This is a genomic window from Reyranella sp., assembly GCF_965229815.1.
Lineage (GTDB): Bacteria > Pseudomonadota > Alphaproteobacteria > Reyranellales > Reyranellaceae > Reyranella.
In genome coordinates this window covers 49,409-72,728 of the sequence record NZ_CBDDJN010000001.1, presented here as the reverse complement: position 1 = coordinate 72,728, position 23,320 = coordinate 49,409, and the positions used below count along the sequence as shown (strand labels likewise).

General features: G+C 70.4%; 22 protein-coding genes. 12 read left to right on the top strand and 10 right to left on the bottom strand.

Going from position 1 to position 23,320, the window contains the following annotated elements; all coding sequences use genetic code 11:
- The first annotated feature begins 12 nt into the window (after positions 1–12).
- Complete coding sequence (locus ACO073_RS00360) at positions 13–825, top strand: enoyl-CoA hydratase-related protein (protein ID WP_421994104.1); 813 nt, start codon at positions 13–15, stop codon at positions 823–825.
- Positions 826–874: 49 nt separating this feature from the next.
- A complete protein-coding gene (locus tag ACO073_RS00355) occupies positions 875–2,470 on the top strand; it encodes an FAD-dependent monooxygenase (protein ID WP_421994102.1) in 1,596 nt (531 codons plus the stop codon).
- A gap of 4 nt (positions 2,471–2,474) precedes the next feature.
- Here ACO073_RS00355 and ACO073_RS00350 read toward each other — a convergent pair whose 3' ends face one another.
- The 4 genes from ACO073_RS00350 to ACO073_RS00335 are packed head-to-tail and all read right to left on the bottom strand — an operon-like array spanning position 2,475 to position 5,248.
- Positions 2,475–3,470 (bottom strand): NADP-dependent oxidoreductase, encoded by a 996-nt coding sequence (locus tag ACO073_RS00350; RefSeq protein WP_421994100.1) that lies wholly within the window; start codon positions 3,468–3,470, stop codon positions 2,475–2,477.
- 4 nt (positions 3,471–3,474) lie between these two features.
- Positions 3,475–4,278, bottom strand: coding sequence for a crotonase/enoyl-CoA hydratase family protein (locus tag ACO073_RS00345; protein ID WP_421994098.1), 804 nt, complete (start codon positions 4,276–4,278; stop codon positions 3,475–3,477).
- Positions 4,275–4,496, bottom strand: a complete 222-nt coding sequence (locus ACO073_RS00340; protein ID WP_421994096.1) for a hypothetical protein — start codon at positions 4,494–4,496, stop codon at positions 4,275–4,277. The genes ACO073_RS00345 and ACO073_RS00340 overlap by 4 nt, the downstream gene beginning before the upstream one ends.
- Complete coding sequence (locus tag ACO073_RS00335; protein WP_421994094.1) at positions 4,493–5,248, bottom strand: TSUP family transporter; 756 nt, start codon at positions 5,246–5,248, stop codon at positions 4,493–4,495. The genes ACO073_RS00340 and ACO073_RS00335 overlap by 4 nt, the downstream gene beginning before the upstream one ends.
- Before the next feature lie 179 nt (positions 5,249–5,427).
- On the opposite strand from ACO073_RS00335, the gene ACO073_RS00330 reads away from it, so the two are divergent.
- The 4 genes from ACO073_RS00330 to ACO073_RS00315 all read left to right on the top strand — a co-directional run bounded on the left by ACO073_RS00330 (position 5,428) and on the right by ACO073_RS00315 (position 10,190).
- The gene (locus ACO073_RS00330) at positions 5,428–6,864 is read left to right on the top strand and encodes an amidase (protein ID WP_421994092.1); all 1,437 of its coding nucleotides are present in this window, start codon (positions 5,428–5,430) and stop codon (positions 6,862–6,864) included.
- Positions 6,865–6,991: 127 nt separating this feature from the next.
- Complete coding sequence (locus ACO073_RS00325) at positions 6,992–7,969, top strand: Bug family tripartite tricarboxylate transporter substrate binding protein (RefSeq protein ID WP_421994090.1); 978 nt, start codon at positions 6,992–6,994, stop codon at positions 7,967–7,969.
- Positions 7,970–7,978: 9 nt separating this feature from the next.
- Positions 7,979–8,335 carry a DMT family protein gene (locus ACO073_RS00320; RefSeq protein ID WP_421994088.1) on the top strand — a complete coding sequence of 119 codons (357 nt, stop codon included), beginning with the start codon at positions 7,979–7,981 and terminating at the stop codon, positions 8,333–8,335.
- A 67-nt stretch (positions 8,336–8,402) separates the two neighbouring features.
- Positions 8,403–10,190, top strand: a complete 1,788-nt coding sequence (locus ACO073_RS00315) for a glycosyltransferase family 39 protein (protein ID WP_421994086.1) — start codon at positions 8,403–8,405, stop codon at positions 10,188–10,190.
- A gap of 1 nt (position 10,191) precedes the next feature.
- Here the strand turns inward: ACO073_RS00315 and ACO073_RS00310 are convergent, their stop codons facing one another.
- From ACO073_RS00310 to ACO073_RS00300, 3 genes are read right to left on the bottom strand one after another with little or no spacing between them, the layout of a single operon-like run.
- Complete coding sequence (locus ACO073_RS00310; RefSeq protein WP_421994084.1) at positions 10,192–11,505, bottom strand: PepSY-associated TM helix domain-containing protein; 1,314 nt, start codon at positions 11,503–11,505, stop codon at positions 10,192–10,194.
- A gap of 13 nt (positions 11,506–11,518) precedes the next feature.
- The gene (gene feoB, locus ACO073_RS00305) at positions 11,519–13,396 is read right to left on the bottom strand and encodes a ferrous iron transport protein B (RefSeq protein WP_421994082.1); all 1,878 of its coding nucleotides are present in this window, start codon (positions 13,394–13,396) and stop codon (positions 11,519–11,521) included.
- Positions 13,393–13,671 carry a FeoA family protein gene (locus ACO073_RS00300; RefSeq protein ID WP_421994080.1) on the bottom strand — a complete coding sequence of 93 codons (279 nt, stop codon included), beginning with the start codon at positions 13,669–13,671 and terminating at the stop codon, positions 13,393–13,395. Before ACO073_RS00300 ends, feoB begins: the two co-directional genes overlap by 4 nt.
- Positions 13,672–13,728: 57 nt before the next feature.
- Here ACO073_RS00300 and ACO073_RS00295 point away from each other — a divergent pair, with 57 nt between their 5' ends.
- The 4 genes from ACO073_RS00295 to ACO073_RS00280 are packed head-to-tail and all read left to right on the top strand — an operon-like array spanning position 13,729 to position 17,312.
- A complete protein-coding gene (locus ACO073_RS00295) occupies positions 13,729–14,442 on the top strand; it encodes an alpha/beta fold hydrolase (protein WP_421994078.1) in 714 nt (237 codons plus the stop codon).
- Positions 14,439–15,815: a CoA transferase gene (locus ACO073_RS00290; RefSeq protein WP_421994076.1), complete on the top strand. Its 1,377-nt coding sequence runs from the start codon at positions 14,439–14,441 to the stop codon at positions 15,813–15,815. The genes ACO073_RS00295 and ACO073_RS00290 overlap by 4 nt, the downstream gene beginning before the upstream one ends.
- Before the next feature lie 13 nt (positions 15,816–15,828).
- Positions 15,829–16,668: a DUF3883 domain-containing protein gene (locus tag ACO073_RS00285; RefSeq protein WP_421994074.1), complete on the top strand. Its 840-nt coding sequence runs from the start codon at positions 15,829–15,831 to the stop codon at positions 16,666–16,668.
- 11 nt (positions 16,669–16,679) lie between these two features.
- On the top strand, positions 16,680–17,312 hold the full coding sequence (locus ACO073_RS00280) for a pyridoxamine 5'-phosphate oxidase family protein (RefSeq protein WP_421994072.1): 633 nt from the start codon (positions 16,680–16,682) through the stop codon (positions 17,310–17,312).
- 9 nt (positions 17,313–17,321) lie between these two features.
- Here ACO073_RS00280 and ACO073_RS00275 read toward each other — a convergent pair whose 3' ends face one another.
- The 3 genes from ACO073_RS00275 to otsB form a co-directional block, all read right to left on the bottom strand.
- On the bottom strand, positions 17,322–18,473 hold the full coding sequence (locus ACO073_RS00275) for an AAA family ATPase (protein ID WP_421994124.1): 1,152 nt from the start codon (positions 18,471–18,473) through the stop codon (positions 17,322–17,324).
- Positions 18,474–18,528: 55 nt separating this feature from the next.
- Positions 18,529–19,914, bottom strand: a complete 1,386-nt coding sequence (locus ACO073_RS00270; RefSeq protein ID WP_421994070.1) for an alpha,alpha-trehalose-phosphate synthase (UDP-forming) — start codon at positions 19,912–19,914, stop codon at positions 18,529–18,531.
- 73 nt (positions 19,915–19,987) lie between these two features.
- Entirely contained in the window at positions 19,988–20,740 is a 753-nt protein-coding gene (otsB, locus tag ACO073_RS00265; RefSeq protein WP_421994068.1) for a trehalose-phosphatase, read from the bottom strand.
- Positions 20,741–21,137: 397 nt separating this feature from the next.
- On the opposite strand from otsB, the gene ACO073_RS00260 reads away from it, so the two are divergent.
- On the top strand, positions 21,138–22,286 hold the full coding sequence (locus ACO073_RS00260; protein WP_421994066.1) for an aminotransferase class V-fold PLP-dependent enzyme: 1,149 nt from the start codon (positions 21,138–21,140) through the stop codon (positions 22,284–22,286).
- 83 nt (positions 22,287–22,369) lie between these two features.
- Complete coding sequence (locus ACO073_RS00255) at positions 22,370–23,314, top strand: SMP-30/gluconolactonase/LRE family protein (RefSeq protein ID WP_421994064.1); 945 nt, start codon at positions 22,370–22,372, stop codon at positions 23,312–23,314.
- The last annotated feature ends 6 nt before the right edge of the window (positions 23,315–23,320 follow it).

The following is a 23,320-nucleotide window of genomic DNA, read 5'->3' as shown; positions in this document are numbered from 1 at the left end:
CACGGAGGCTCCATGGAAATCGACACCGGCACAACCGAACTTTTGTGCACCGTCCGCGACGGTGTGGCGCTGATCACGCTGAACCGTCCCGAGGCGCGCAACGCCATGTCGGACAAGCTGACGCCGGCCCTGCGCAACCAGATCCGCGCGCGCGGCGAGGATCCCGACGTGGGCGCGCTGCTGATCACGGGCGCGGGCACCGCCTTCTGCAGCGGCGGCGACGTCAAGGGCATGGGCGGCCGCGGCCCGCGCGGCCAGATGAGCTTCGAGGAGCGGCTGGCCGACCTGCGCTGGCGCCAGGCGGCGCTCACCGGCGCGCTGGTCGGCCTGCGCAAGCCCACCATCGCCGCCCTGCCGGGCGCCGCTGCCGGCGCCGGCCTCGCCATCGCGCTCGCCTGCGACATCCGCATCGCGGCGAAGTCGGCCTTCGTCAGCACCGGCTACGCCAAGGTCGGCCTGTCCGGCGACTACGGCATTGCCTGGCTGCTCACCCGCACGATCGGGTCGGCGCGGGCGCGCGAGCTGATGTTCACGGCCGAGCGCGTCGATGCCGAACGCTGCGAGCGCATCGGTCTGGTCAACCGGGTCGTCGCCGACGAGCGGCTGCAGGACGATGCCTTCGAGTTCGCGAAGTCGCTGGCCAACGGTCCGCGCATCGCGCTGCGCAACATGAAGGACAATCTCGACGACGCGCTGCACATCGACTACGCGACGGCGCTGCATCGCGAGTCCGAACGGCTGGTCCAGGCCTCCCGCACCGAGGACCACAAGGAGGCGGTCCGCGCCTTCGTCGAGAAGCGCAAGCCGGTGTTCGTCGGGAAGTAGCGTTCCTGTTCCATCGTCGCCCTCTGTTCGAGGGACAAGAGCAACCGCCATGGCAGATGTATTGGTCGTTGGAGCAGGGCCGGTCGGCCTGACCATGGCGGCGGAGCTCGCGCGTCACGGCGTGAGCTGCCGCATCGTCGACCGCCTGGCCGCCCCGTCGCCCTATTGCCGGGCGATCGGCGTCACCCCGCGAACCCTCGAGGTCTGGGACGACATGGGCATCGTCCGAGACATGATCGATGCCGGCCTGTGGATCGACGGCCTGCGGTCGGTGATCGACGGACATCCGGTCGCCGACGCACGGCTCGACCTGTCCGACCTGCCCTACTCGGAACTGGGCCTGCCGCAATACGAGACCGAGCGGCTGCTGACGCGTCATCTCGGTCGCTTCGGTGTCGCGGTCGAACGCGGCACGACGTTTCAGGCCCTGGAGCAGGATGCGAACGGCGTCGTCGTCCGTCTCGAGAAGGACGGGGTGACGGAACAGGCGCGCTTCCGCCATGTCGTGGGATGCGATGGGGCGCACAGCGCCGTGCGGCACGCGCTGGCAATCGGCTTCGAGGGTGAAGCCTTTCCGATGATGTTCATGCTGGGCGACGTTCATATCGACTGGGACCTGCCTCGCGGCATGGCGCTACGGGCGGTACGGCCGGTGGACGGTGGCCCACCCGACCTGTTCGTCGCCATACCGCTGCCGGAGCCCGGCCGTTACCGGGTCTCGACGCTGGCACCGCCGGCCCTCGCATCCGACGGCGGGAGCGACCACGGAATCCAGTCGGAAGCGCGCGGTCCCGGGCTCGCCGATCTCCAGGTGATCGCCGACGATCTCGTTACACCGAAGCCTCGTCTCACGGACCTGCGATGGTCTTCGATGTTTCGCATCAGCATGCGACTCGCCACAGCCTATCGCCGGGGGGGCGTCTTCATCGCCGGAGACGCCGCGCACATCCACCCACCGACCGGCGGCCAGGGCATGAACACCGGCATACAGGATGCGTACAACCTCGCCTGGAAGCTGAAGCTGGTCCTCGACGGGACGGCCTCCGGCGATCTCTTGGACAGCTACGAAGCCGAGCGGCGTCCGGTCGGCGCCGAGGTCGTCGCCCGCACGCGCGCCGCAAGCGAGGGTTACGGCCGCGAGAAAGGCCACGCGTCGGACCGCTTGGCCAACACGCAGCTCCTGGTGTCCTATCGAGGGACCGGCTGGGTGCGCGACGATGGCGCCAGCGACGCCGCCGGCCCGAAGGCGGGCGACCGGGCTCCGGACTCCGTCGGCCTGCGCCGCACCGGCGTCGGCTTTCCGATGCGATTGTTCGATGTCCTGCGCGGCGTCGAGCACGTGCTTCTCGTTCACCAGGCCCGACTCGATGGCGCCGACCTCTCCGCCTTCGCCCGACAGGTGCGCGAGGAATGCAAGCTGCCGCTGAGGATCGTCGCGATCTCCCCGCACGACGTCGCCGACGAACCCGCGGTGGCGTCGTACCGCGACGCCGAGCGGTCGTTCGAGACGGCGTTCGGCGCCCCGGAGGCGGCCTTCCTGGTGCGCCCCGACGGCTACATCGGCTGGCGCGGCCCGTCGTATCGCGAACCCGGCCTGGCGGCGTACATCGGGCGGCTGCTCGGCGGAGAACCGGGCGGCGCCTGACGCGCTACCGGACCCGCACCGCCATCTTGCCGCGGTTGCGCCCCTCGAACAGGCCGATCAGCGCCTGCGGCGCCTTGTCGAGCCCGTCCACGACATCGACGATCGCCTTGATCTTCCCGTCGGCGACCCAGCGCGCGAGCCGCGCTTCGGCTTCGGCGCGCTGGTCGAAGAAGTCCATGACGATGAAGCCTTCCATACGCAGCCGCTTGGTCACCACCAGGCCCGGCACCGCCATGGGGCCCGGCGCCGGCTTCTCGACGTCGTATTGCGAGACGTTGCCGCAGCAGGCGATGCGGCCGCGCAGGTTCATCAGCGACAGCGCGGCGTCGAGCACCGGCCCGCCGGTATTGTCGAAGTAGACGTCGACTCCTTGGGGACAAGCGGCCCGTAGCGCGCGGAACACGCCGCCCGCCTTGTAGTCGATCGCCGCGTCGAAGCCGAGCTCGCGCACCAGCCAGTCGCACTTGTCCTGGCCACCGGCGGTGCCGACCACGCGGCAGCCGGCCAGCCGGGCGATCTGGCCCACCATCGTCCCGACCGCGCCGGCCGCCGCCGATACCAGCACCGTGTCGCCGGGTCGCGGCTGGCCGACGTGCAGCAGGCCGAAATAGGCGGTGAGGCCGGTGATGCTGAGCGGGCCGATCAGCAGCTCCAGCGGCGCCTCGATGGTTCGCCTGGCCAGGCGGCGCGCCGGCAGCGCGGCATAGTCCTGCCAGCCCCAGTCGCCCTCGACGATGTCGCCGGGCTTGAGGCCGCCGGTCTTCGATTCGACCACCTCGCCGATGGCGAAGCCGCTCATCACCTGGCCGGGCTCCAGCGCATCGCGATAGGTCTTGCCCATCATCCAGGCGCGGTTGGCCGGATCGAGCGACAGCATGCGCGTGCGCACCAGCGCCTCGCCCTCGGCCGGCACCGGGATCGCCGTCTCCGTCCACTGGAAGGTGTCGGGCCCGATCTTGCCCTGCGGCGGCTTGGCGTAGAGCCATTGGCGGTTGGTCATGGCGTCAGTCCCTGAAGTTCGCGGCGCGCTTCTGGAGGTTGGACATGATGGCCTCGAGCTGGTTGGGCGAGCCGATCAGCTTCTGCTGCTCCATCGATTCGGCCATCAGGCCGGTGGCGGCATCGACGGCGACCGCGTCGTTCAGGATGCGCTTGGCCGCGCGGATCGCATCGGGGCTCCTGGCCGCGATCTCGCGCGCCGTCTCGAGCGCGGCGGCGCGCGGATCGTCGACGACGCGGGTCACGAAGCCGAGCTGATGCGCCTCGGCGCCATCGAAGATGCGACCGGTGTAGGTCAGCTCGCGCACCACGTCCTCGCGCGCCAGGTGGCGCATGAGCTGCGTGCCGGCGAGGTCGGGCACCAGGCCCCACTTGATCTCCATCACCGAGAAGCGCGTGTCGGCCGTCGCGTAGCGCAGGTCGGCGCCCAGCGCGATCTGGAAACCGCCGCCGAAGGCCACGCCGTGCACGGCGGCGATCACCGGCACCGGCAGGGTGCGCCACTGCCAGGCGCATTGCTGCGGCCGGTTGGCGATGCCGTGGGTGCGGGCGGTCAGGTCGCGCACGCCGGGCACGGCGTCGCCGTCCTGCTTCATGGCGGCGAAGCTGCCCATGTCGAGCCCGGCGCAGAAGGCCTTGCCCTCGCCCGACAGCACGACGCAGCGCAGGCCCTTCATCGCCGCCAGCTCGGCGCCGGCGGCCAGGATGCCCTCGAACATCGCCGGGTCGAGCGCGTTCATCTTGTCGGCACGGATCAGCCGGACGTCGGCGACGCCGTCCTTGAGGTCGATCGAGACGCGGTCCTTCATCTGTCCTTCTCCGACTCCGATTTCAGCCATTCGCGCAGGCGGCGCTTCACCTCTTCCGGCTCGAGGCGCCTGGGCGGCGCCAGGCTGCCGTCGCCCTGCTTGGGCCACATCAGCACGGCGATGCCGCGCTGCACGTCGGCATAGGAACAGTCGTCCGGCAGCCGGTCGAGCAGCGCCCGCACCTCGGCCTTCACGTCGACCCTGTCGCCGTCGCTCATCGCGTCACCATCAGCCAGATTCCCTGCCCAACATAGACCGCGCCCAGCAGGAGGATCACGCGGCGCGTCCAGTGGTAGAACTGCCTGTCCGACATACGGTCGAGGAAGCTGCGCGACAAGGTGGTGCCGACGATGGCGAACCCCGCAGCATAGGCCATGACCAGCCACTGTTCGAGGTCGCGGCCGGCCGGGTCGGCGATCAGGGCGCCGAAATAGATCACCTTGGTGAGATGGCCCAGCACCTGCGCCGCGGCCTTGGTCGAGACGTTGACCTGCCGCGTCATGCCGGTGCGCACGTAGAAGATGTCGAGCAGCGGCCCAGTGACGCCGGAGACGAGCTGGATGGCGCCCCCGATCGCGCCGGCCAGGAAGGCCTGGCCGCGACGCTCGATGTTGGGCGCGATGCGGTGCGGCATCGCCAGGGCGATGAAGGGCATCAGGCCGACCGCCATCAGCACCATCGCCTTGTCCGGCACGAAGTCGACGCTGGAGAAGAGCAGCAGCGAGGTGGCCGCCCCGGCGCCGAACTGCAGAACGACCTTCCAGTTCACGTGGCGCCGCCACAGCCAGGCCCGCCAGCCGTTGGCCGCGATCTGGATGACGCCGTGAAACACCATGGCGACCGGCACCGGCAGCAGCACCAGCAGAAAGCCGATCAGCAGCATCCCGCCCGCCATGCCGAAGATGCCCGAGACGAAGGAGGTGACGACGGCAACGACGGCGAGCGCGCCAAGGATCGGCAGCGAGAACATCCCGGCGCGGCGTAGCGCAGGTGGCAAAGCCTGTCGAGGATCGCCTGGAGCGATGTCGGTCTGGCCGAACCGCGCACGGCTCAGTCAGAGCGAAATGCGCGCGACACGATGTTGGTTGTTTCAGCGAGCGAGCCGCTCGGCCGATTACAGCCGAGCGGCTTGTGCTCTATGGTGCGGCCATGTCCGACGATCTGTTGTTCACTCCGGCTGTCAAAGCCGCCGCCCTCATCCGCGCCCGCAAGCTTTCGCCTGTCGAGTATGTCGATGCCGTCCTGGCCGCCGCCGACAAGGCCAATGCCCGGCTGAACTGCTTTCGCGAGCTGATGCCCGAGGCGGCGCGGCGCGATGCCCGGGCGGCCGAGGAGGCCGTGATGAAGGGCGCGCCGCTGGGGCCGCTGCACGGCGTGCCGGTGAGCGTGAAGGACCTGGTCGACGTCGAGGGCGTGCCGACGCGCCACGGCTCCGCGATCTTCGAGGACAATCCGCCGGCCGCGGCCGACGACGTGCTGGTCAAGCGCCTGCGCGCGGCGGGCGCCATCGTCTTCGCCAAGGCGACGACGCCGGAGTTCGGCGTCAAGGGCCTGACCGACGGGCCCGCGTTCGGCATCACCCGCAATCCGTGGAACCTCGAGCGCACGCCGGGCGGCTCGAGCGGCGGCGGCGCGGCCGCCGTCGCGGCCGGCCTCGGCCCGCTGTCGCTCGGCACCGACGGCGCCGGCTCGATCCGCGGGCCCGCCTCCTGCTCGGGCCTGGTCGGGTTGAAGGCGACCCTGGGCGCGGTGCCGGCCGACACGACCCGCGACGCCTTCGGCAACAACGTCTATGCCGGTCCGCTCGCCCGCACGGTCACCGACGCTGCCGTCATGCACGGCGTGCTGAAGGGGCCGAGCGAGAAGGATCCGTGGACCCTGTCGGGCGGGATCCAGCATCCGCTCTCGCCCGCCCTCGCCGGCGCGGACCTGTCCGGCATCCGCATCGGCTACATCGAGCTCACCGCCAATCCGCGGATCGCGGGCGACGTCCGGGCGAACACGCGCGACTCCCTCGCCGCCTGGCAGGACATGGGCGCCGCGGTCGAGGAGGTCGGCGAGGCGATCGACTGGATCGAGTACGAGGGCCGCGTCCTCTACCAGGCCAACTTCGCGGTGTTCTGCGCCCAGTTCCTGCCCAAGTGGCAGAACCAGATGGATCCCGTCACGCTCGCCTTCATGGAGCGCGGCGCGCAGTTCACGCTGGCCGACTTCCGCAACGCGCAGTTCGCACGCACGGGGCTGTTCCGCCGCATCCAGTCACTGTTCGAGCGCTACGACTTCCTGGTCACGCCCACGAACTCGCGCACGGCGCTCGAGGTCGGACACGATGCCGCCAACGACGAGGTCGTGGTCGAGGGCGTGAAGTGCGGCATCACCCGCCAGGGCTGGACCTCGTACCAGTACCCTTTCAACCTCACCGGCCATCCCGCCCTCGCCGTCCCGTCGGGCTTCGGTGGCGACGGACTGCCCACCTCCGTGCAGATCGTCGGGCGCTGGGGCCACGAGACCGACGTGCTGCGGCTGGGCGCGCTCCTCGAAGCGGCCCGGCCGTGGGCCACGCATCGACCGTCGGGCCTCGCCTGATCTTTCGCGAAGCGGCGTGATGGCCCGTTCTGCTCGCACAGCGGTTCAGATGGAGTGAAGTTGGGGCTTCGCCTGTTGTTGCGGACGGCGAGTGCGATAGGCTCGCCGCCGTTCAATGGGAGGAAACATGCGTATCAAGTCAGGGCTCGTCGCCCTTTCGGTTCTCGTCGCCGGCATCGCGCCGGCCACCGCCCAGACGGCGGAAAAGTTCCCCGACAAGCCCATCCGCATCATGGCGCCCTATGCGCCGGGCGGTAACATCGACGTCACGGCGCGCATCGTCGCCGACAAGCTGAAGGACGTGCTGGGCGTCACCGTGCTGGTCGAGAACAAGGCCGGCGCGTCCGGCATGATCGGCTCCGACGCCATCGCCCGGTCGGCGCCCGACGGCTATTCGCTGCTGGTCTCGGCCAACTCCCTGGTCTCCGTGCCCGCCATCTACGGCAACGCGCCCTACGACTGGAAGACGGCCTTCCAGCCGGTCAGCCACATCCAGGAAGTGCCGGCCGTGCTGGTGGTGACGCCGAACTCGCCGATCAAGACCATGGCCGACTTCATCGCGCTCGGCCGCGACGGCAAGTTCGCGGTCGCCGATTCCGGCGTCGGCACGACCAACCATCTCGCGATCGAGCTGATCGGCGAGGCCACCGGCACGCGCTACACGCTGATCCACTACAAGGGCAGCGGCCAGGCCCATGCCGACGTGATCGGCGGGCAGGTTTCGGCCCAGGTCGACCAGCTCAACGCCGCCATCGCCCACATCAAGTCGGGCAAGATGCGGGCGATCGCGGTGTCCTCGGCCAAGCGCGTACCGCAGCTTCCCGACGTGCCGACCATGAAGGAGTCGGGCGTGAAGGGCCTGGAGGATTTCACCTTCAGCACCTTCACCGGCCTCTACGCCCCGGCCAACCTGCCCCCCGAGGTGCTGGCAAAGCTGAACGCCGCGATGGTCACGACGCTGACCGATCCGGCGGTCGTCAAGCGCTTCGCCGACCTCACGGCCGAGGCGCGGCCGAGCACGCCGCAGGAGCTGGCGGCGATGCTCGACAAGGAGGAGCGGCGCGTCGTGCCGCTCATCAAGAAGCTCGGCATCAAAGTGGAGTAGACACCCTACATGACCTGGCTGCCCCCGGCCGTCGCGCCCGTCGTCCTGCTGCTGATCTCCAACGTCTTCATGACCTTCGCCTGGTACGGTCATCTGAAGTTCACCGATCGGCCGCTGTGGATCGTGATCGTGGCGAGCTGGGGGATCGCCTTCGTGGAATACTGCTTCGCCGTCCCGGCCAACCGCTGGGGCCACGCGGCCTATTCGGCCGCCGAGCTCAAGACGATGCAGGAGGTGATCACCCTCACCGTCTTCGCCGTCTTCTCGGTCCTCTATCTCGGCGAGCGCTTCACCCTCAACCACCTGGTGGGGTTCGCCCTGATCTGCCTCGGCGCCTTCTTCGTCTTCAAGGCGCCGCTGCCCTGAGCCACAATGAGCCGCGGCGCGGGATGAGGCTGCCCTTTCCCGCGTAAGCCCTTCCGGGGGAGCGGCAATGGCGGACCGGCGGACCTGGCGGCGGATCGAATGGGCGGCACTCGGCGGCGTGCTGCTGCTGGCCGCCCTGCTGCGGCTGGCGCGGCTGGAGGACAACGGCTTCGGCACCGTCTACTACGCCGCCGGCGTGCGCAGCATGCTGCAGGGCGCCTGGCTGTTCTTCTACAATGCCTTCGACCCCGCCGGCTTCGTCTCCCTCGACAAGCCCCCGGTCGCCTTCTGGATCCAGGCCGCCTTTGCCGGCGTGCTGGGCTATGGCGGCTGGGAGCTGCACCTGCCGCAGGCGCTGGCAGGCATTGCCGCCGTCGCCCTTCTCTACGCGCTGGTGCGGCCGGCGGGCGCACGCGCCGCGATCGTCGCCGCCCTGCTGCTGGCCATCTCGCCGATCTCGGTGGCGATCGACCGGTCGAACAACGCCGATTCCTGGCTGATCCTGTTCCTGCTGCTGGCGGCGGCGCTGGCGCTGCGGGGACGCGGGCTCTCGCTGGTGGCGGCCATGGCGGTGCTGGCGCTCGCCTTCAACACCAAGATGCTGGCGGCACTGGTCGGCGGGCCGGCGCTGCTCGCCGCGTGGCTGCTCGCCACCGATCTTTCCTGGCGGCAGCGCCTCGCCTGGATGGCCGGCGCGGGTGCGGTGCTCGTCGTGCTGTCGCTCGCCTGGGCCGTGGCCTTCGATCTCACGCCGGCCGACAGCCGCCCCTATGCCGGCAGCAGCCACGGCAATTCCATGCTCGAGCTGATCGTCGGGCACAACGGGCTCGAGCGCTTCAGGCCGCCCGCCAACCCAACCACCGCCCCACTCACCGCCCAGTCGGCCGCCCCGACCGGACGGGTCCGCCAGGTCGAGGCCTACGATGCCGTTCCGGTCGGACCGCTGCGGCTCGCCCATCCCACCCTCGCGACCCAGTTCGCCTGGGCGCTGCCTCTCGCCGCTGCGGGCGTTCTCCTGGGCTGGCGTCGACGGCCGGCGCTGGTCGCCCTGTGGGGCGTCTGGGCGGTGACCTATGCCGCCGTCTACAGCCTGGCCGGCGGCATCTTCCACGCCTACTACCTCGCGACGCTGGCGCCGCCGCTCGCAGCGCTGGCCGGCATCGGCGCCGCCGACCTGTGGCGCCGCGGCACCGCCCTGCTCGCGGCCGGCATCGCCGCCACGGCGACGCTGCAGGCAGCGGTCGCCGGCGCGTCGCTCGGCTGGGAGTCGGTCTGGATGGGCTTCCCCGCCATCGCCCTGCTGGGCGCCGCCGCGGCCGCGGTGCGCCGCCGGCGGCCGGCGGCGGCGATCGGCGGAGCGGCGTTGCTGGTGCTGCCGTTGGCCTGGGCGCTCAGCGCCCTCTTCTCGCCGGGCAATCTCACCCTGCCCTCGGCCAGCCTGCCGCGCTGGCTCGGCCGCGACGACGGCCGCGGCCCGCTCCTGTCGCGCACCTACTCCGCCCTCACCGATGATCCCAGGCTGCAGGCCTACCTGAAGGAGCATCGCGGCCGCGCGCGCTTCCTGCTGGCCACGCCCGACGCGCTGCTGGCCGCGCCGGTGATCGTGCGAACCGGCCAGCCGGTCATGGCGTTCGGCGGCTTCCTGGGCCGCGATCCGGTGATCAGCGTCGAGGCCTTCGCCGAGGCGGTGCACCGCGGCGAGGTGCGCTTCGCCGTGCTGGCCGCCAACCGCCGCACGCGGGCCTTCGAGCGCTGGGTGCGCGCCCACGGCAAGCCCGTCGATCCCGCGCTGTGGCGCTCGCTCCCGGCCGATCCGCGCCGGGAGCTCACGCTCTACGACCTCAGGCCGGGCTGACTCACTCGGCCGCGCGGGCCGCGGCCGCCGCCTGGATCGCCGCCTTGGCGCGCTCGCCGGCGAGGCGGGTGCGCCGCTTGATCCACCACATCATGAAGCCGGTGACGGCGAAGATCGGAATGATCACGCCCGACACGAAAACCAGGAAGCGGTAGACGCCGCCCAGCCCCGAGCCGTAGTGCAGCGCCCGCTGCCAGGCGATGATGCGCTCGCCCGTGCCCATGGTCTGCGGGTCGAAGACGTCGATCACCTGCCGGCGGAAGGGATCGACCAGCACCGTGACGATCGGCGCGCCCTCGGCATGGCCCTCGCGGATCAGGCCGATGCGCATCGCCTGGTCGGGCCGGGTCGCCAGGATAGCGTTGAGGAAGCGCGCGTCGGGCACACGCGAGAGCGCCAGCGCCACCGCCTCGTCCACGTCCATGGGCACGGCGCCGCGCACCGGCTCGACACGCGCCTGGAACATCGCCGCCCGCATGTCGCGGCCCGGCCAGACGGCGTTGACCGCCGCCGATATCTGCTGGGGAAAGGCGAGATAGACGCCGGTGAAGTTCACCAGCATGAACAGCAGCAGGCTCCAGATGCCGACGGCACCGTGCAGCTCGCGATGGAAGCGCTGCCCGCGGGCCTTGCGGCGCACGGTGAAGGCGGCCTTCCACTGACCGGGCCGCGGCCACCAGAGGTAGAGGCCCGAGCAGCCGAGAACCAGCAGGGCGACGCCCAGCCAGCCGACCAGCTCGCGTCCCAGTCCGCCCCGGATGAAGAGATGACCGTGCAGGTCGTGGAAGAAGCGGACCCAGCCCGACATCGCCTGCTGGGTGTCGAGCACCTTGAGCGAGACGGGGTCGATCAGGAGCTGCAGGCTGCCGGCGAACGGGCTCTGCGTCGGCACCCGGCCCTGCGCCTGCCCGCCCCCGCGCTGGCCGTCGCCGCGCTGCCCTTCGCCGCGTGGCTGGCCTTCGCGCGCCTGTCCCTCGCGCGGCGGGCCGCCGGCGCCGCGGAACTGCGCCGCCATGCCGGGCCGCGACAGGCGGACCGCTGCCGGCTCGCCGACCTCGATGGGCCAGCGCACGGCGATCGGGATCCGCGTCGGGTCGGGCGAGGCGGCGCGCGCGGCGGCAATCAGCTCGGCGGGCGATCGCCACTGGCCGGCGGCGGTGACCGAGGGCTCGCCCTGTCCCAGCAGGTGCTCGATATCGTGGGCGTAGACCAGGACGGCGCCGGTGATCCCCATCATCACCAGCGGCAGCAGGAGGATCAGACCGATCCAGAGATGAAGCTGCTGCAGCCAGTACCGAAAGCCACGCCTACCCATGACACGGTCTCCGTCAGCCGGCTCCCAGCGCGCGGGCGACCTGGTAGGTCACCAGGGCGGCGGCATAGGCCAGCAGAAGCATGTAGCCGAACGTCACCCACATCCACTTCCAGCCGCCCGTCTCGCGCCGGATGACGGCCAGCGTCGAGGCGCATTGCGGCGCGAACACGTACCAGGCGAGCAGCGCCAGCGCGGTGCCGAGGCTCCAGTGTGCGAGCAGCGCCTGGCCGATCTTGTCGGCGGCATCCTCGCCGCCCGCGATCGAGTAGATCGTGCCGAGCGAGCCGACCGCGACCTCGCGGGCGGCCATGCCCGGGATCAGGGCGACGTTGATCTGCCAGTTGAAGCCGAGCGGCTCGGTGAGCGGCTGGATGGCCGAGCCGATCATCGCCGCCAGGCTGTAGCTGATGGCGGGCTCGGTCGCGCCGTCCGGCGGCTGCGGGAAGGACGCGAGGATCCAGATCAGCACCATCATGGCGAGGATGGTCGTGCCGGCGCGCTTCACGAAGATGGCGGCGCGCGTCCACAGGCCGATGGCCAGGCTCTTGATCCGCGGCAGCTTGTAGTCCGGCAGCTCGAGCATGAAGGGTTCGCCCGGCGTGTCGCGCCAGATGATGCGCTTCAGCACGAAGGAGACGGCCAGCGCGCCCACGATGCCGGTGGCGTAGAGGCCGAACATGACCAGCCCCTGCAGGCCGACGAAGCCCCAGACCTCGCGCTCCGGGATGAAGGCGCCGATGATCAGCGTGTAGACGGGAATGCGCGCCGAGCAGGTCATCAGCGGCGCCACCAGGATGGTGGTCAGCCGGTCGCGGCGGTCGTCGATGACGCGCGTCGACATGATGCCCGGGATGGCGCAGGCGAAGGACGACAGGAGCGGAATGAAGGCGCGGCCGTGCAGGCCGGCGCCGCCCATGATGCGGTCCATCAGGAACGCCGCCCGCGCCATGTAGCCCAGGTCTTCCAGCACCAGGATGAAGAAGAACAGGATGACGATCTGCGGCAGGAAGACCAGCACGCTGCCGACGCCGCCGATCAGCCCGTCCTTGAGGAAGCTCTGGAGCAGCTCCGGCAGAGGCGCCGCCTCGACCGCCTGGCCGAGCCAGGCGAAGCCCGCCTCGATCGCGTCCATCGCCGGCTCCGCCCAGGCGAACACCGCCTGGAACATGACGAACAAGATGAGCAGGAGCACGATCAGGCCGGCGGCCGGATGCAGCAGGACGGAATCGACGCGCGCGGTGAGCGCATCGCGCTGGCCCGGCCCGCGGACCACCGCCGCCAGCAGCCGGTCGGCCTCGCGCTGGCCCACGCGCAGGCCCGCCGCGTCGGGCGGATGCCAGTCGGCGGTGCTCGCCGACGGCGTCGCGGCGAGACCGCGGTCGACCGCGGCCAGCAGGGCGTCGACTCCGCCCCGGCGCACCGCCACCGATTCGACGACGGGCACGCCCAGCTCCCGCGACAGACGGTCGACATCGATCTCGATGCCGCGGCGGCGGGCGATGTCCATCATGTTGAGCGACATCATCACCGGCCGGCCGACGCGCTTCAGCTCGAGCACGAGGCGCAGGGCGAGGCGAAGGTTCGAGGCGTCGGCGACGCAGACGATCAGGTCGGGGACGATCTCGCCGGCCAGCTTGCCGAGCACGACGTCGCGGGTGATCTCCTCGTCGGGCGAGCGCGCGCGCAACGAGTAGGTGCCCGGCAGGTCGACGACGCGGATCGCGCGGCCGCCCGGCGTGGTGATGCTGCCGATCTTCTTCTCGACGGTGACGCCGGGATAGTTCGCGACCTTCTGGCGGCTGCCGGTCAGGGCGTTGAACAGGGCGGTCTTGCCGCAATTGGGATTGCCGACCAGCGCAACGACGGGGGCAACCGCGACGGCCACGTTCATGAGGGCGGCACCGCCGTGACCTTGATGGCCATCGCCTCGCGCCGGCGCAGCGCGATCGTCGTGTCGGCAACGCGCACGGCGATCGGGTCGCCGCCGAACAGTCCCTGGTGCAGCAGCTCGACGGCCGCCCCCTCGACGAAGCCCAGCTCAATCAGCCGCCGTTCGAGCTCCTGCGCAGGCAGGCTGGTGATCCTGGTGTCGACCGAGACGGCGTGGATACGACCGCGAAAGCCGACGTGCGCGTCGCCCAGTGCTATGGTTGGTTCGGGTGCCATTGCGAGTAATTCGTAGTAGCACCCCTGTCAGGGATTAGCCAGCATCAAGGGGGGCATATGGCGACGATCGTTCTGGCACACGGTGCATGGTCGGCTGCGTGGGCGTGGCGGAAGATGCGACCCTTGTTGCGCGCCGCCGGACATGAGTTCTACGCGCCAACCTATACCGGGCTCGGCGCCCGCGCACATCTGGCCAATTCCGAGATCGGCCTCTCGACCCATGTCGCCGATGTCGCATCCGAGCTCGAGTTCGAGGACCTGACGGACGTCGTCCTGGTCGGCCATTCCTATGGCGGCATGGTCGCGACCGGGGTCGTCGACCGGATGCGCGACCGCATCGCCCGCGTCGTCTATGTCGATGCTTTCGTGCCGCGCAACGGCGAGAGCCTGTTCGACCTGGTGGGACCGAAGGCCGAGGCCAACATGCGGGCCGGCGCCGCCAAGAGCGGCGATGGCTGGCAGCTCCCGGTCAACCCGATGCCGCCCGACACCGCACCGGAGGACGCCGCCTGGGCGACGCCTCGCCGCAGGCCGCAGCCGATCCGCACCTTCGAGCAGAAGATCGAGCTCATCTCCACCGCCCCGCCGCCGCCGCGCGCCTACATCTACGCCAAGCGCAACGGGCCGGGCGACGTCTTCCGCCAGTTCAGCGAGCGGGCCAAGGCCGAAGCCGGCTGGACGCACCACGAGATGGACGCCAGCCACAACCCGCACATCACCTGCCCGCAGGAGCTGATGGCGGTGCTCACGCGCATCATGGCCGGGACGTGAGCGGGGCGCTTGCCCACGCGATCCTGGCCCAGCTCGGCCGCGAGCGGCGCGCCGACGATTCGCTCACCCTGACCGGCGGTGCTGATCCGGTGTTCGTCACGCCGTGGCGGGTCGCCGAGGCCGGGGCGGCCGCCCTGGGCGCCGTGGGGCTCGCCGTCTCCGACCTCTGGCGGCTCAGGACCGGGACGGCGCAGGCCGTGACGGTCGATCGTCACGCCGCCGCCGCGTCGCTGCGGTCGAACACCTACGTGCTGCAGGACGGCCGGAAGCCGGTGTCGTGGGATCCGCTCGCCGGCCACTACCCGACGCGCGACGGCCGCGTGATGTTCCTGCACACCAACCATCCACACCATCGCGACGGCGCGCTGCGCATCGCCGGGGCCGCCGCCGCGACGCGCGAGGCGCTGGCCGAGGCCGTGGCGCGCTGGGACGGGCTCGCCATCGAGCAGGCGATCGCCGAGGGCGGCTGCGTCGGCGGCCTGGTCCGCAGCCGTGACGAATGGAACGCCCATCCGCACGGCATCGCCGTCGCCGGCCTCCCTCTGGTCGACATCGTGAAGATCGGCGAGGCGCCGGCGCGCCCGCTACCCGACGGGCCCCGTCCTCTGAGCGGTGTGCGCGTCCTCGACCTCACGCGCGTCCTGGCCGGGCCGACCAGCGGCCGCGTGCTGGCCGAGAACGGCGCCGACGTGCTGCACGTTTGCGCCCCGCACCTGCCGTACCAGACCGAGATCCTGATGGACACCGGCCACGGCAAGCGCTGCGCCTGGGTCGACCTCACCCGGCCGGACGGCGTGGCGACGATGCAGGCCCTGCTGAAGGGCGCCGACGTCTTCACCCAGGGCTACCGCCCCGGCACCGTGGCGCGGCGCGGCTTCGCGCCCGAGCAGGTCGCGGCGCTGCGGCCGGGCATCGTCTGCGTCAGCATCTGCGCCTATGGCCACGAGGGTCCGTGGGCCGAGCGGCGCGGCTTCGATTCGATCGTGCAGAACGTCACCGGCCTCACCTCCGTCCAGGGCTCGCCGGCCGAGCCGCGCAACCTGCCGGTCCAGGCCCTCGACTACATCGCGGGCTACCTCGCGGCGCTCGGCGCCATGGTCGGGCTGGCCCGTCGCGTCGAGCAGGGCGGCTCGTGGCTGGTGCGCGTGTCGCTGGTGCAGGTCGCGCACTGGCTGGCGAGCCTCGGCACGGTCGCCCCCGAGCAGGGCCTGAAGGAACTGCCCGAGCCCGAGCTCGCGCGCCTCTTCATGGAAAGCGACGGGCCGTTCGGCCATCTGCGCCATCTTCGGCCGGTGGTGCAGCTCGACCGCACGCCGCCCTATTTCGCCCGCCCACCCGAGCCGCTCGGCACCTCGCCGGCGCGCTGGGATTGATCGGCCGACTTGAATGGTCGACGACAGCGCAACCGGCAGGGATTGGTCGAGCGCCGAACTCGACCAGATTGTCGCCGACTACTTCGCGATACTAAGAGAAGAGCAATCAGGAAGCCGGCCCAACAAAGCCGCCTATCGCAGAGCTCTTATGGAGCGCATCGGCCGGTCGAACGGTTCCATTGAATTCAAGCACCAGAACATTTCAGCGGTGCTGACCAGCCTCGGCCTTCCTCGAATCAAGGGCTATCTGCCGCGATGGAATTTTCAAGGTGCCATCGCTCATGCCATAGGCAGATATCTTCAAGGTCACCCCGACCCCGTACCGTTCGAACCTGGACCGAGCAGGGAATTCAGCGAAGTCCAGACTCTCTTCGAGGAAGCACCGCCCATCACCCCGTCCTTGAACCTGCACGCAAAGCAGGCTTTTGAGCGTGTGGCCCGCAAGTTCGACCCTGCGCTACGCGATGAGCGTAACCGCGTATTGGGGTTAGCCGGCGAGAAACTGGTCCTCGCCCACGAGCGCGAAAAGTTAGACAGGGCCGCCCGCGGTGATCTTGCAAAGCAAGTCCGTTGGGTGTCCCAAGACTACGGTGACGGACTTGGCTATGACATCCTCTCCTACGAGCCCTCAGGCGCGGAGCGCTGGATCGAAGTCAAGACGACTCGTGGCGGCGGCACGACACCCTTCTATCTGACAAGAAACGAGAATGAAGTTTCCCGCGAAAGGCCGGATGCGTTCCGATTATATCGCCTCTACGACTTTTCCGAGCGACCAAGACTCTTCACTTTGTCGCCGCCGTTAGAAAACGTATTGCACCTTGAGACACTGACTTTCCGCGCGTCCCTGAAATAGGCAGTTCCAATATGCCCGACAGCGTCCTCGCCTCGCATCTCGTGACCTCGGTCGCCGAGCTCGAATCCCTCTACGGCGTCCCGGTCGAGGCCTCGACCGTGAAGGAAGTCGACTGGATCACGCCGCACTACCGGGCCTATATCGAGGCCTCGCCCTACTGCGCGCTCGCGACCTCGGGGCCCGAGGGCCTCGACTGCTCGCCGCGCGGCGACAGGCCGGGCTTCGTGCGCATCCACGACGAGAAGACCCTGATGCTGCCGGACCGGCGCGGCAACAACCGCATCGATTCGCTGCGCAACGTCGTGCGCGATCCGCGCGTGGCGCTCCTGTTCATGATCCCGGGCGTCGGCAACACGCTTCGCGTCAACGGCCGCGCCCGGCTCAGCGTCGCGCCCGAGCTGCTGGCTTCGTTCGCGGTCGAGGACAAGGCGCCGCGATCGGTCATGGCGATCACGGTCGACTCGGTCTACTTCCAGTGCGCCCGCGCGCTGGTGCGCTCCGAAGTGTGGGACCCGGCCCGACACGTCGATCCGAAGAGCCTGCCCAGCGCCGGCCAGATCCTGGCGGCGCTCAGCGACGATCGGGTCGGCGGCGAGCGCTACGACCGCGAATGGCCGGGCCGCGCCGCCCAGACGATGTGGTGATGCTGGGCGTCATCGCGACGGCCAGTTCCAGGTTAACCGCTCCTCGCCGGCCGCGACGGTCTCGCCGAGCTGCTTCTCGAGGACGATGCGGCGCGCGCCCACCGTCTCGAGCGCCGAGACGAGGCTCGCGGCATGCGACACGACCACGACCTGCGAGCGCTTCGCCGCCGCCGCGATCAGGCGCGCGAGCGGCGGCAGCAGGTCGGGATGCAGGCTGGTCTCCGGCTCGTTGAGGATCATCAGCGACGGCGGCCGCGGCGACAGCAGCGCCGCGACCAGGAGAAGGTAGCGCAGCGTGCCGTCGGACAGCTCGGCCGCGCCCAGCGGCCGCAGCAGGCCGTGCTGGCGCATCTCGACGGCGAAGGTGCCGTCGACGTCCCGGACCTCGACCGAACCGCCCGGGAAGGCGTCGGCGATGGCGGCCGCCAGCCTCTCGCCGGCGCCGACCTCCTGGATGGTGACGATGGCGGCGGCGAGATCGGCGCCGTCGGCGGCGAGGACCTCTGTGCGCGTGCCGACCTGGCGGCCGCGCGCCGGCGCCCCGGGATCGGTGCGGAAATGGTCGTAGAAGCGCCAGTCGCGCAGCGTCTCGCGCAACAGCAGCAGCTCCATCCCGTCGCGCGGATCGGCGGCGTGGGTCAGCATGCTGTCGTAAGGCTTGAGGTCGGTGGCGGCCGCCCGCCACGCCCCCTCGCCGTCGCGCAGCGAGACGGCCGGGCCGCGCCGCTGCGCGAAGACGTTGGCCCGCCCCAGCAGCGGTCCCGTCCAGAGGCTCTCGGCCTTGATCACGGGATCCTTGTCGAAGCGCGACCCGCCGGGCACCGGCAGGCCGAGATCGATCGCATAGCCATAGTCGTCGGAGGAGAAGCCCAGCCGCAGGCTGACCGGCTTGGCGCGGGGCGTGCCCTGCACCGGCTGGTCGCCGCGCTTCATGGCGCGCGACAGGTTTTCGGGGCCGGCCCACAGCGCCGACTGCAGGCCGCCCTCGACGGCGAGCGAGGGGATGATCCGGCCCTGGGCCACGTCGGCCAGCAGCCGCAGCGCGCGGTAGAGGCTCGACTTGCCGCTGCCGTTGGCGCCGGTGACAACCGTCAGCTGGTCGAACGGCAGCCTCACGTCGCGCAGAGAGCGGTACCCAGCGATGCACAGACGGTCGACGATGGCCATGAAACGCGTCGATCCGCTGTCGGTGGAGACGGTCCGGCGCGGCCTTCCGCTACGCCGCCTGCAGCGCCGGCATCGACGTGCCCAGCGCGTCGAGAAAGCGCTGGCAATAGGCGCTGGCCGTGGCCTCGAAAACCTTGGCCTTGAGCGCCACCTGCCGCTCGCGGCGTTCCTCGAGCGGCATGGTCAACGCCTGGTGGATGGCGTCGGCGATGGCATCGGGGTCGAAGGGATTTACGATCAGCGCCTCGCCGAGATCCTGCGCGGCGCCGGCGAACTTCGACAGGACCAGCACGCCGGGATCCTCGTCGGGCTGGGCGGCGATGAACTCCTTGGCGACCAGGTTCATGCCGTCGCGCAGCGGCGTCACCACGCCGACCCGCGCGATGCGGTAGAGGCCGGCCAGGGTCGCCCGCGGCGCCGCCCGCGTCGAATAGCGCAGCGGCGTCCAGTCGAACTCCGAGAAGCGCCCATTGATCCGCCCGGTCAGGCGGTCGAGCTCGGCGCGCAGCTTCCGGTATTCGTCGACTTCCTCGCGCGAGCGCGGGCAGATCTGCAGGAAGCTGATCTGGCTGCGGTGCTCGGGATAGCGCTCGAGCAGCCGGCCATAGGCCTCGAAGCGGTTGGGCAGGCCCTTGGAATAGTCCATGCGGTCGACGCCGATGGCCAGGGCACGGCCGGACAGGCTGCCGAACACCCGCTGGACCAGCTTGTCGCCCACCGACCGCTCGGCCTCCTCGGCAAAGGATCTGGCGTCGATGCCGATCGGGTCGGCGAAGACGCGCGTGCGGCGGCCGTTCAGGCGAACGTACTCGCCCTCGACCGTGGCGCCGAGCAGGCGATGGGCACAGTCGCGGAAGTCGATCGCATGCTCCTCGGTCTGGAAGCCGACCACGTCGTAGCTGCACAGGTCGGCGACCAACTCGCGGGCGACGGGCATCGCCTCGAGCATCGACGGCGGCACGAACGGAACGTGCAGGAAGAAGCCGAGCGGGCCGGTGAAGCCCTGCTTGCGCAGCAGGCGCCCGAGCGGCAGCAGGTGGTAGTCGTGCGCCCACACCGTGTCGTCGGGCTGCAGCACGTTGCCCAGCGCGGCTGCGAAGGTGGCGTTGACCTCCAGGTAGCCGGCATAGTCCTCGCGCCGGAAGTGCATGAGGCCGAGGCGGAAATGCAGCAGCGGCCAAAGCGCGCCGTTGGCGAAGCCGACGTAGAAGGCGCGGTGCGCCTCGCGGGTCAGGTCGATCGTGGCGTAGGTCACGCCCCGCGCCTCGACCAGCGCCGGCTGCAGCGACGGCTCGTCGGACAGCCGGCCGCTCCACCCGAACCACATCGAGCCGGGCACCAGAAGATCCCGCAGGGCCACCGCCAGGCCGCCAGCGGCGGTGACGCGGGCCTTGGGAATGGGCACCCGGTTAGAGACGATCACGATGCGCGCCATGGTCCCTCCTCCCCGTCTCGCGACCGGCGCCGGGCCGAACTACCCGGTTCTCCGATCCTGTCATGTAGACGCTTCATGGCGTCGCCGTTTCCGTCAGCGACGGAGCGCGCTCGCCCAGCAACTCGACGCCGCGCGCCAGCCAGGCACGAACCGCCGCCGGCTCGCCGCCGAACACCTCGGCGACGCGCAGGCCCTCGCCGCCGAACTTGCGGCAGGCCTCCATCCCGGCCTCGTCGGTGAAGTCGTCGCCGATGAAGATCGGCCGCCGTCCGCGGAACGGATCTTCCTTCATCAGCCGCTCGACGGCGACCCCCTTGGACGTGGTGCGCGGCCCGATCTCGACGGCTTCGCGCGCCGGGATCAGCCGGAATCCCGGATGGTCGTCCGGCACGAGGCGGCGCACCATACGCCAGACTTCCTCGCCATGCTCCGGCGCCAGGCGATAGTGGACGGCGACGCCGTGCGGCTTGGGCTCGACCAGCACGCCGGGCCAGCGCTCGGCCGCTTCCCGCAGCGTGTCGCGCCAGCTCTCCGGGACCGCCATGCCGCGCGGCATGTCCTCGCGCCTCCCGTCCTCGAACCGCATCGTGGCGCCGTGCTCGCCCGCCGTGACGCCGACGAAAGGCGCGAGGAAGCCGTCGACGACCGCGATCGAACGGCCGGTCACGATGGCGACGGCGCCGCCCAGCGCCCGGTGCAGGGCCGCGATCAGGCCAGGCAGCGACGGCGGCACCACGACGGACTCCGGCGTCGGCGCGATCTCGAGGAGCGTCCCGTCGAAGTCGAGAAACAGTGCGTTCGTCCGGTCGAGATCCGGCGGTGTCATTCTCTGTCCGGCTCCTCAGACAGCTACGATTTCAAGAGAACGCTCCGGATCGCAGGGACTCCGGTACGTCGAAGGATCGGACCGTCCCGCCGGGGCGCCAACCCCGCACGGTCCGCGCGGGTGCTGCCCGCCAGCCACGGTCGCGGCCCACAAAGGCGTCCGCATGTGGCGACAATGAGGCAAAATTCGGAAGAAATCATTAAGCGGCGGCTCGGTTGCCCACAAGTGCACGACACATGTGCCCACTTGACCGGCACCCGACATCGGCTGCCGAAGGGATGACCAGCGGCGGGCCGACCAAAGCTGCGGGCAGGGCAGCCCCGAGAAATTGTCAGGCGGCGCGCACGACAGCCGCGCTAGGGTGCGCGCCGTCCCGGTCTCGGTCTCAGAGGTCCCCATGCTCCCCAGCCAGCGCGCCCTGTTCGATATTCCGCGCGAGGTGTGCTTCCTCAACGCGGCATCGTGGAGCCCGTTGCCGCTCGCCGTGCAGGAGGCCGGTCGCGCCGGCGTCGGCCGCAAGGGCCAGCCCTGGACCCTGCCGGCCGACTTCCAGTCGCGCCAGAACGAGCGCGCCCGCTCCGCCGCTGCCGCGCTGATCGGCGCGGCGCCCGGCGACGTGGCGCTCATTCCCTCGGTGGGCTACGGCGTGTCGACGGCCGGCAAGGTACTGGCGATCCCGCGCGGCAGCCGGATCCTGGTCCTGCAGGACGACCACACCGCGCCGGTGCTGGAATGGATGAGCCGCGCCGAGGCCGGCGGTTTCGAGGTCGAGACGGTGAAGCAGCCCGAGGACGGCGACTGGACGGCGGCCGTGCTCGAGGCGATCGAGCGGCCGGGCGCCGCGCCGCTGGCGCTGGCCTCGATCGCCTCGGTCCACTGGTCGGACGGTGGCGCGCTCGACCTGCCGCGCCTCGCCGCCGCGCTGCGCCGCGCCGGCGCCATGCTGCTGGTCGATGCCACCCACGATGCCGGCGTCCGCCGCATCGACGTCAGGACCCTCGATCCCGACTTCCTGATCTTCCCGACCTACAAGTGGGTGCTCGGTCCCTACGGGCGCGCCTTCATGTACGTGGCGCCGCGCCACCAGAACGGCGTGCCGCTGGAGCAGCCGGCGCCGGCGCGCAAGGGCGTGTCGGCCGAGGACACGGTCTACTTCCGCGACCTCGCCTATGCCGACGGCGCCCGGCGCTACGACATGGGCGAGCGCGACCATTTCATCTCGATGGAGATGGCGGCGGTCGGCATGGAAATGATGGCCGACTGGGGCAACGAGCCGATCGTGGCGCGGCTCTCGATGCTGACCGACCGGCTGGCCGACGGGCTCGCCAATACCGGTGTGCGCGTGCTCGACCGCAAGCTCCGGGCGCCGCACGTGCTCAGCCTGCAGTTTCCGGGCGGCATGCCCGTCGACCTGCCGAAGAAGCTCGCCGCGCACAATGTCTACGCCGCGCCGCGGCTCGGCCGGCTCAGGATCAGCCCGCACGTCTACAACGACGAGGAGGATGTCGAGCGCTTCGTCGAGGTCTTCCGCACCGTCGCGCGCTAGATCCTGCCCCACAAAACGGGAGTCGCGAACGGCGCGGCCGACCCTGTAGCATCGACCGACAATGAAACATCCGGGGGAACGCCATGTGGCAGCCCAATGAACGCTATCCCGACGCTTCCGTCCGCGTCCTCGATCCGAGCTTCGCCAAGTACCGGCTGCCGCTGGCCTCGGTCGAACGCCTCTATACCGGCTGCCGCTGGTCGGAGGGGCCGGTCTATTTCGGCGACGGCCGCTATCTCCTGTGGAGCGACATTCCGAACAACCGCGTCCTGCGCTGGGACGAGGAGTCCGGCAACGTCACGATCTTCCGCAAGCCGTCGAACAACGCCAACGGCCACACCCGCGACCGCCGCGGCCGGCTGATCGCCTGCGAGCACGATGCCCGCCGCGTCGTGCGCTTCGAGTATGACGGCGCCATCACGGTGCTGGCCGATTCCTACAACGGCAAGCCGCTCAACTCGCCGAACGACGTCGTCGTGAAGTCGGACGGCACGATCTGGTTCACCGATCCGTTGTTCGGCATCCTGGGCTACTACGAGGGCCACAGGGCGGACAGCGAGAACAAGCCGGCCGTGTATCGGCTCGACGCCGCTACCGGCAAGCTCACGGTCGTGGCCGACGACATTGCCGGCCCCAACGGGCTCGCCTTCTCGCCCGACGAGAAGAAGCTCTACGTCGTCGCCTCGCGCGCCGAGCCGCATCGCACCATCCTGTCCTACGACGTCACCGCCGACGGCACGGCGCTGGGCAAGGGCCAGGTGCTGATCGACGCCGGCCCCGGCGGCTCGCCGGACGGCTTCCGCGTCGACGTCGACGGCAACCTGTGGTGCGGCTGGGGCATGGGGACGCCCGACCTCGACGGCGTGCGCGTGTTCGATCCGGCCGGCAAGCCGATCGGCCACATCGACCTGCCGGAACGCTGCGCCAACCTGTGCTTCGGCGGCCGCTGGCGGAACCGCCTGTTCATGGCGGCGAGCCATTCGCTCTACGCCCTCTACGTCAACACGCAGGGCGTGGCTGGCGGCTGAGCCGGA

Excerpts from the sequence above, each read along its gene's own strand:
- ACO073_RS00285 (WP_421994074.1), top strand. The coding sequence starts at position 15,829 with ATGGTCGACGACAGCGCAACCGGCAGGGATTGGTCGAGCGCCGAACTC.
- ACO073_RS00335 (WP_421994094.1), bottom strand. The coding sequence starts at position 5,248 with ATGTTCTCGCTGCCGATCCTTGGCGCGCTCGCCGTCGTTGCCGTCGTC.
- ACO073_RS00320 (WP_421994088.1), top strand. The coding sequence starts at position 7,979 with ATGACCTGGCTGCCCCCGGCCGTCGCGCCCGTCGTCCTGCTGCTGATC.
- feoB (WP_421994082.1), bottom strand. The coding sequence starts at position 13,396 with ATGAACGTGGCCGTCGCGGTTGCCCCCGTCGTTGCGCTGGTCGGCAAT.
- ACO073_RS00255 (WP_421994064.1), top strand. The coding sequence starts at position 22,370 with ATGTGGCAGCCCAATGAACGCTATCCCGACGCTTCCGTCCGCGTCCTC.
- ACO073_RS00360 (WP_421994104.1), top strand. The coding sequence starts at position 13 with ATGGAAATCGACACCGGCACAACCGAACTTTTGTGCACCGTCCGCGAC.
- ACO073_RS00300 (WP_421994080.1), bottom strand. The coding sequence starts at position 13,671 with ATGGCACCCGAACCAACCATAGCACTGGGCGACGCGCACGTCGGCTTT.
- otsB (WP_421994068.1), bottom strand. The coding sequence starts at position 20,740 with ATGACACCGCCGGATCTCGACCGGACGAACGCACTGTTTCTCGACTTC.
- ACO073_RS00260 (WP_421994066.1), top strand. The coding sequence starts at position 21,138 with ATGCTCCCCAGCCAGCGCGCCCTGTTCGATATTCCGCGCGAGGTGTGC.
- ACO073_RS00325 (WP_421994090.1), top strand. The coding sequence starts at position 6,992 with ATGCGTATCAAGTCAGGGCTCGTCGCCCTTTCGGTTCTCGTCGCCGGC.
- ACO073_RS00330 (WP_421994092.1), top strand. The coding sequence starts at position 5,428 with ATGTCCGACGATCTGTTGTTCACTCCGGCTGTCAAAGCCGCCGCCCTC.
- ACO073_RS00295 (WP_421994078.1), top strand. The coding sequence starts at position 13,729 with ATGGCGACGATCGTTCTGGCACACGGTGCATGGTCGGCTGCGTGGGCG.
- ACO073_RS00280 (WP_421994072.1), top strand. The coding sequence starts at position 16,680 with ATGCCCGACAGCGTCCTCGCCTCGCATCTCGTGACCTCGGTCGCCGAG.
- ACO073_RS00310 (WP_421994084.1), bottom strand. The coding sequence starts at position 11,505 with ATGGGTAGGCGTGGCTTTCGGTACTGGCTGCAGCAGCTTCATCTCTGG.
- ACO073_RS00345 (WP_421994098.1), bottom strand. The coding sequence starts at position 4,278 with ATGAAGGACCGCGTCTCGATCGACCTCAAGGACGGCGTCGCCGACGTC.
- ACO073_RS00340 (WP_421994096.1), bottom strand. The coding sequence starts at position 4,496 with ATGAGCGACGGCGACAGGGTCGACGTGAAGGCCGAGGTGCGGGCGCTG.
- ACO073_RS00315 (WP_421994086.1), top strand. The coding sequence starts at position 8,403 with ATGGCGGACCGGCGGACCTGGCGGCGGATCGAATGGGCGGCACTCGGC.
- ACO073_RS00270 (WP_421994070.1), bottom strand. The coding sequence starts at position 19,914 with ATGGCGCGCATCGTGATCGTCTCTAACCGGGTGCCCATTCCCAAGGCC.
- ACO073_RS00350 (WP_421994100.1), bottom strand. The coding sequence starts at position 3,470 with ATGACCAACCGCCAATGGCTCTACGCCAAGCCGCCGCAGGGCAAGATC.
- ACO073_RS00355 (WP_421994102.1), top strand. The coding sequence starts at position 875 with ATGGCAGATGTATTGGTCGTTGGAGCAGGGCCGGTCGGCCTGACCATG.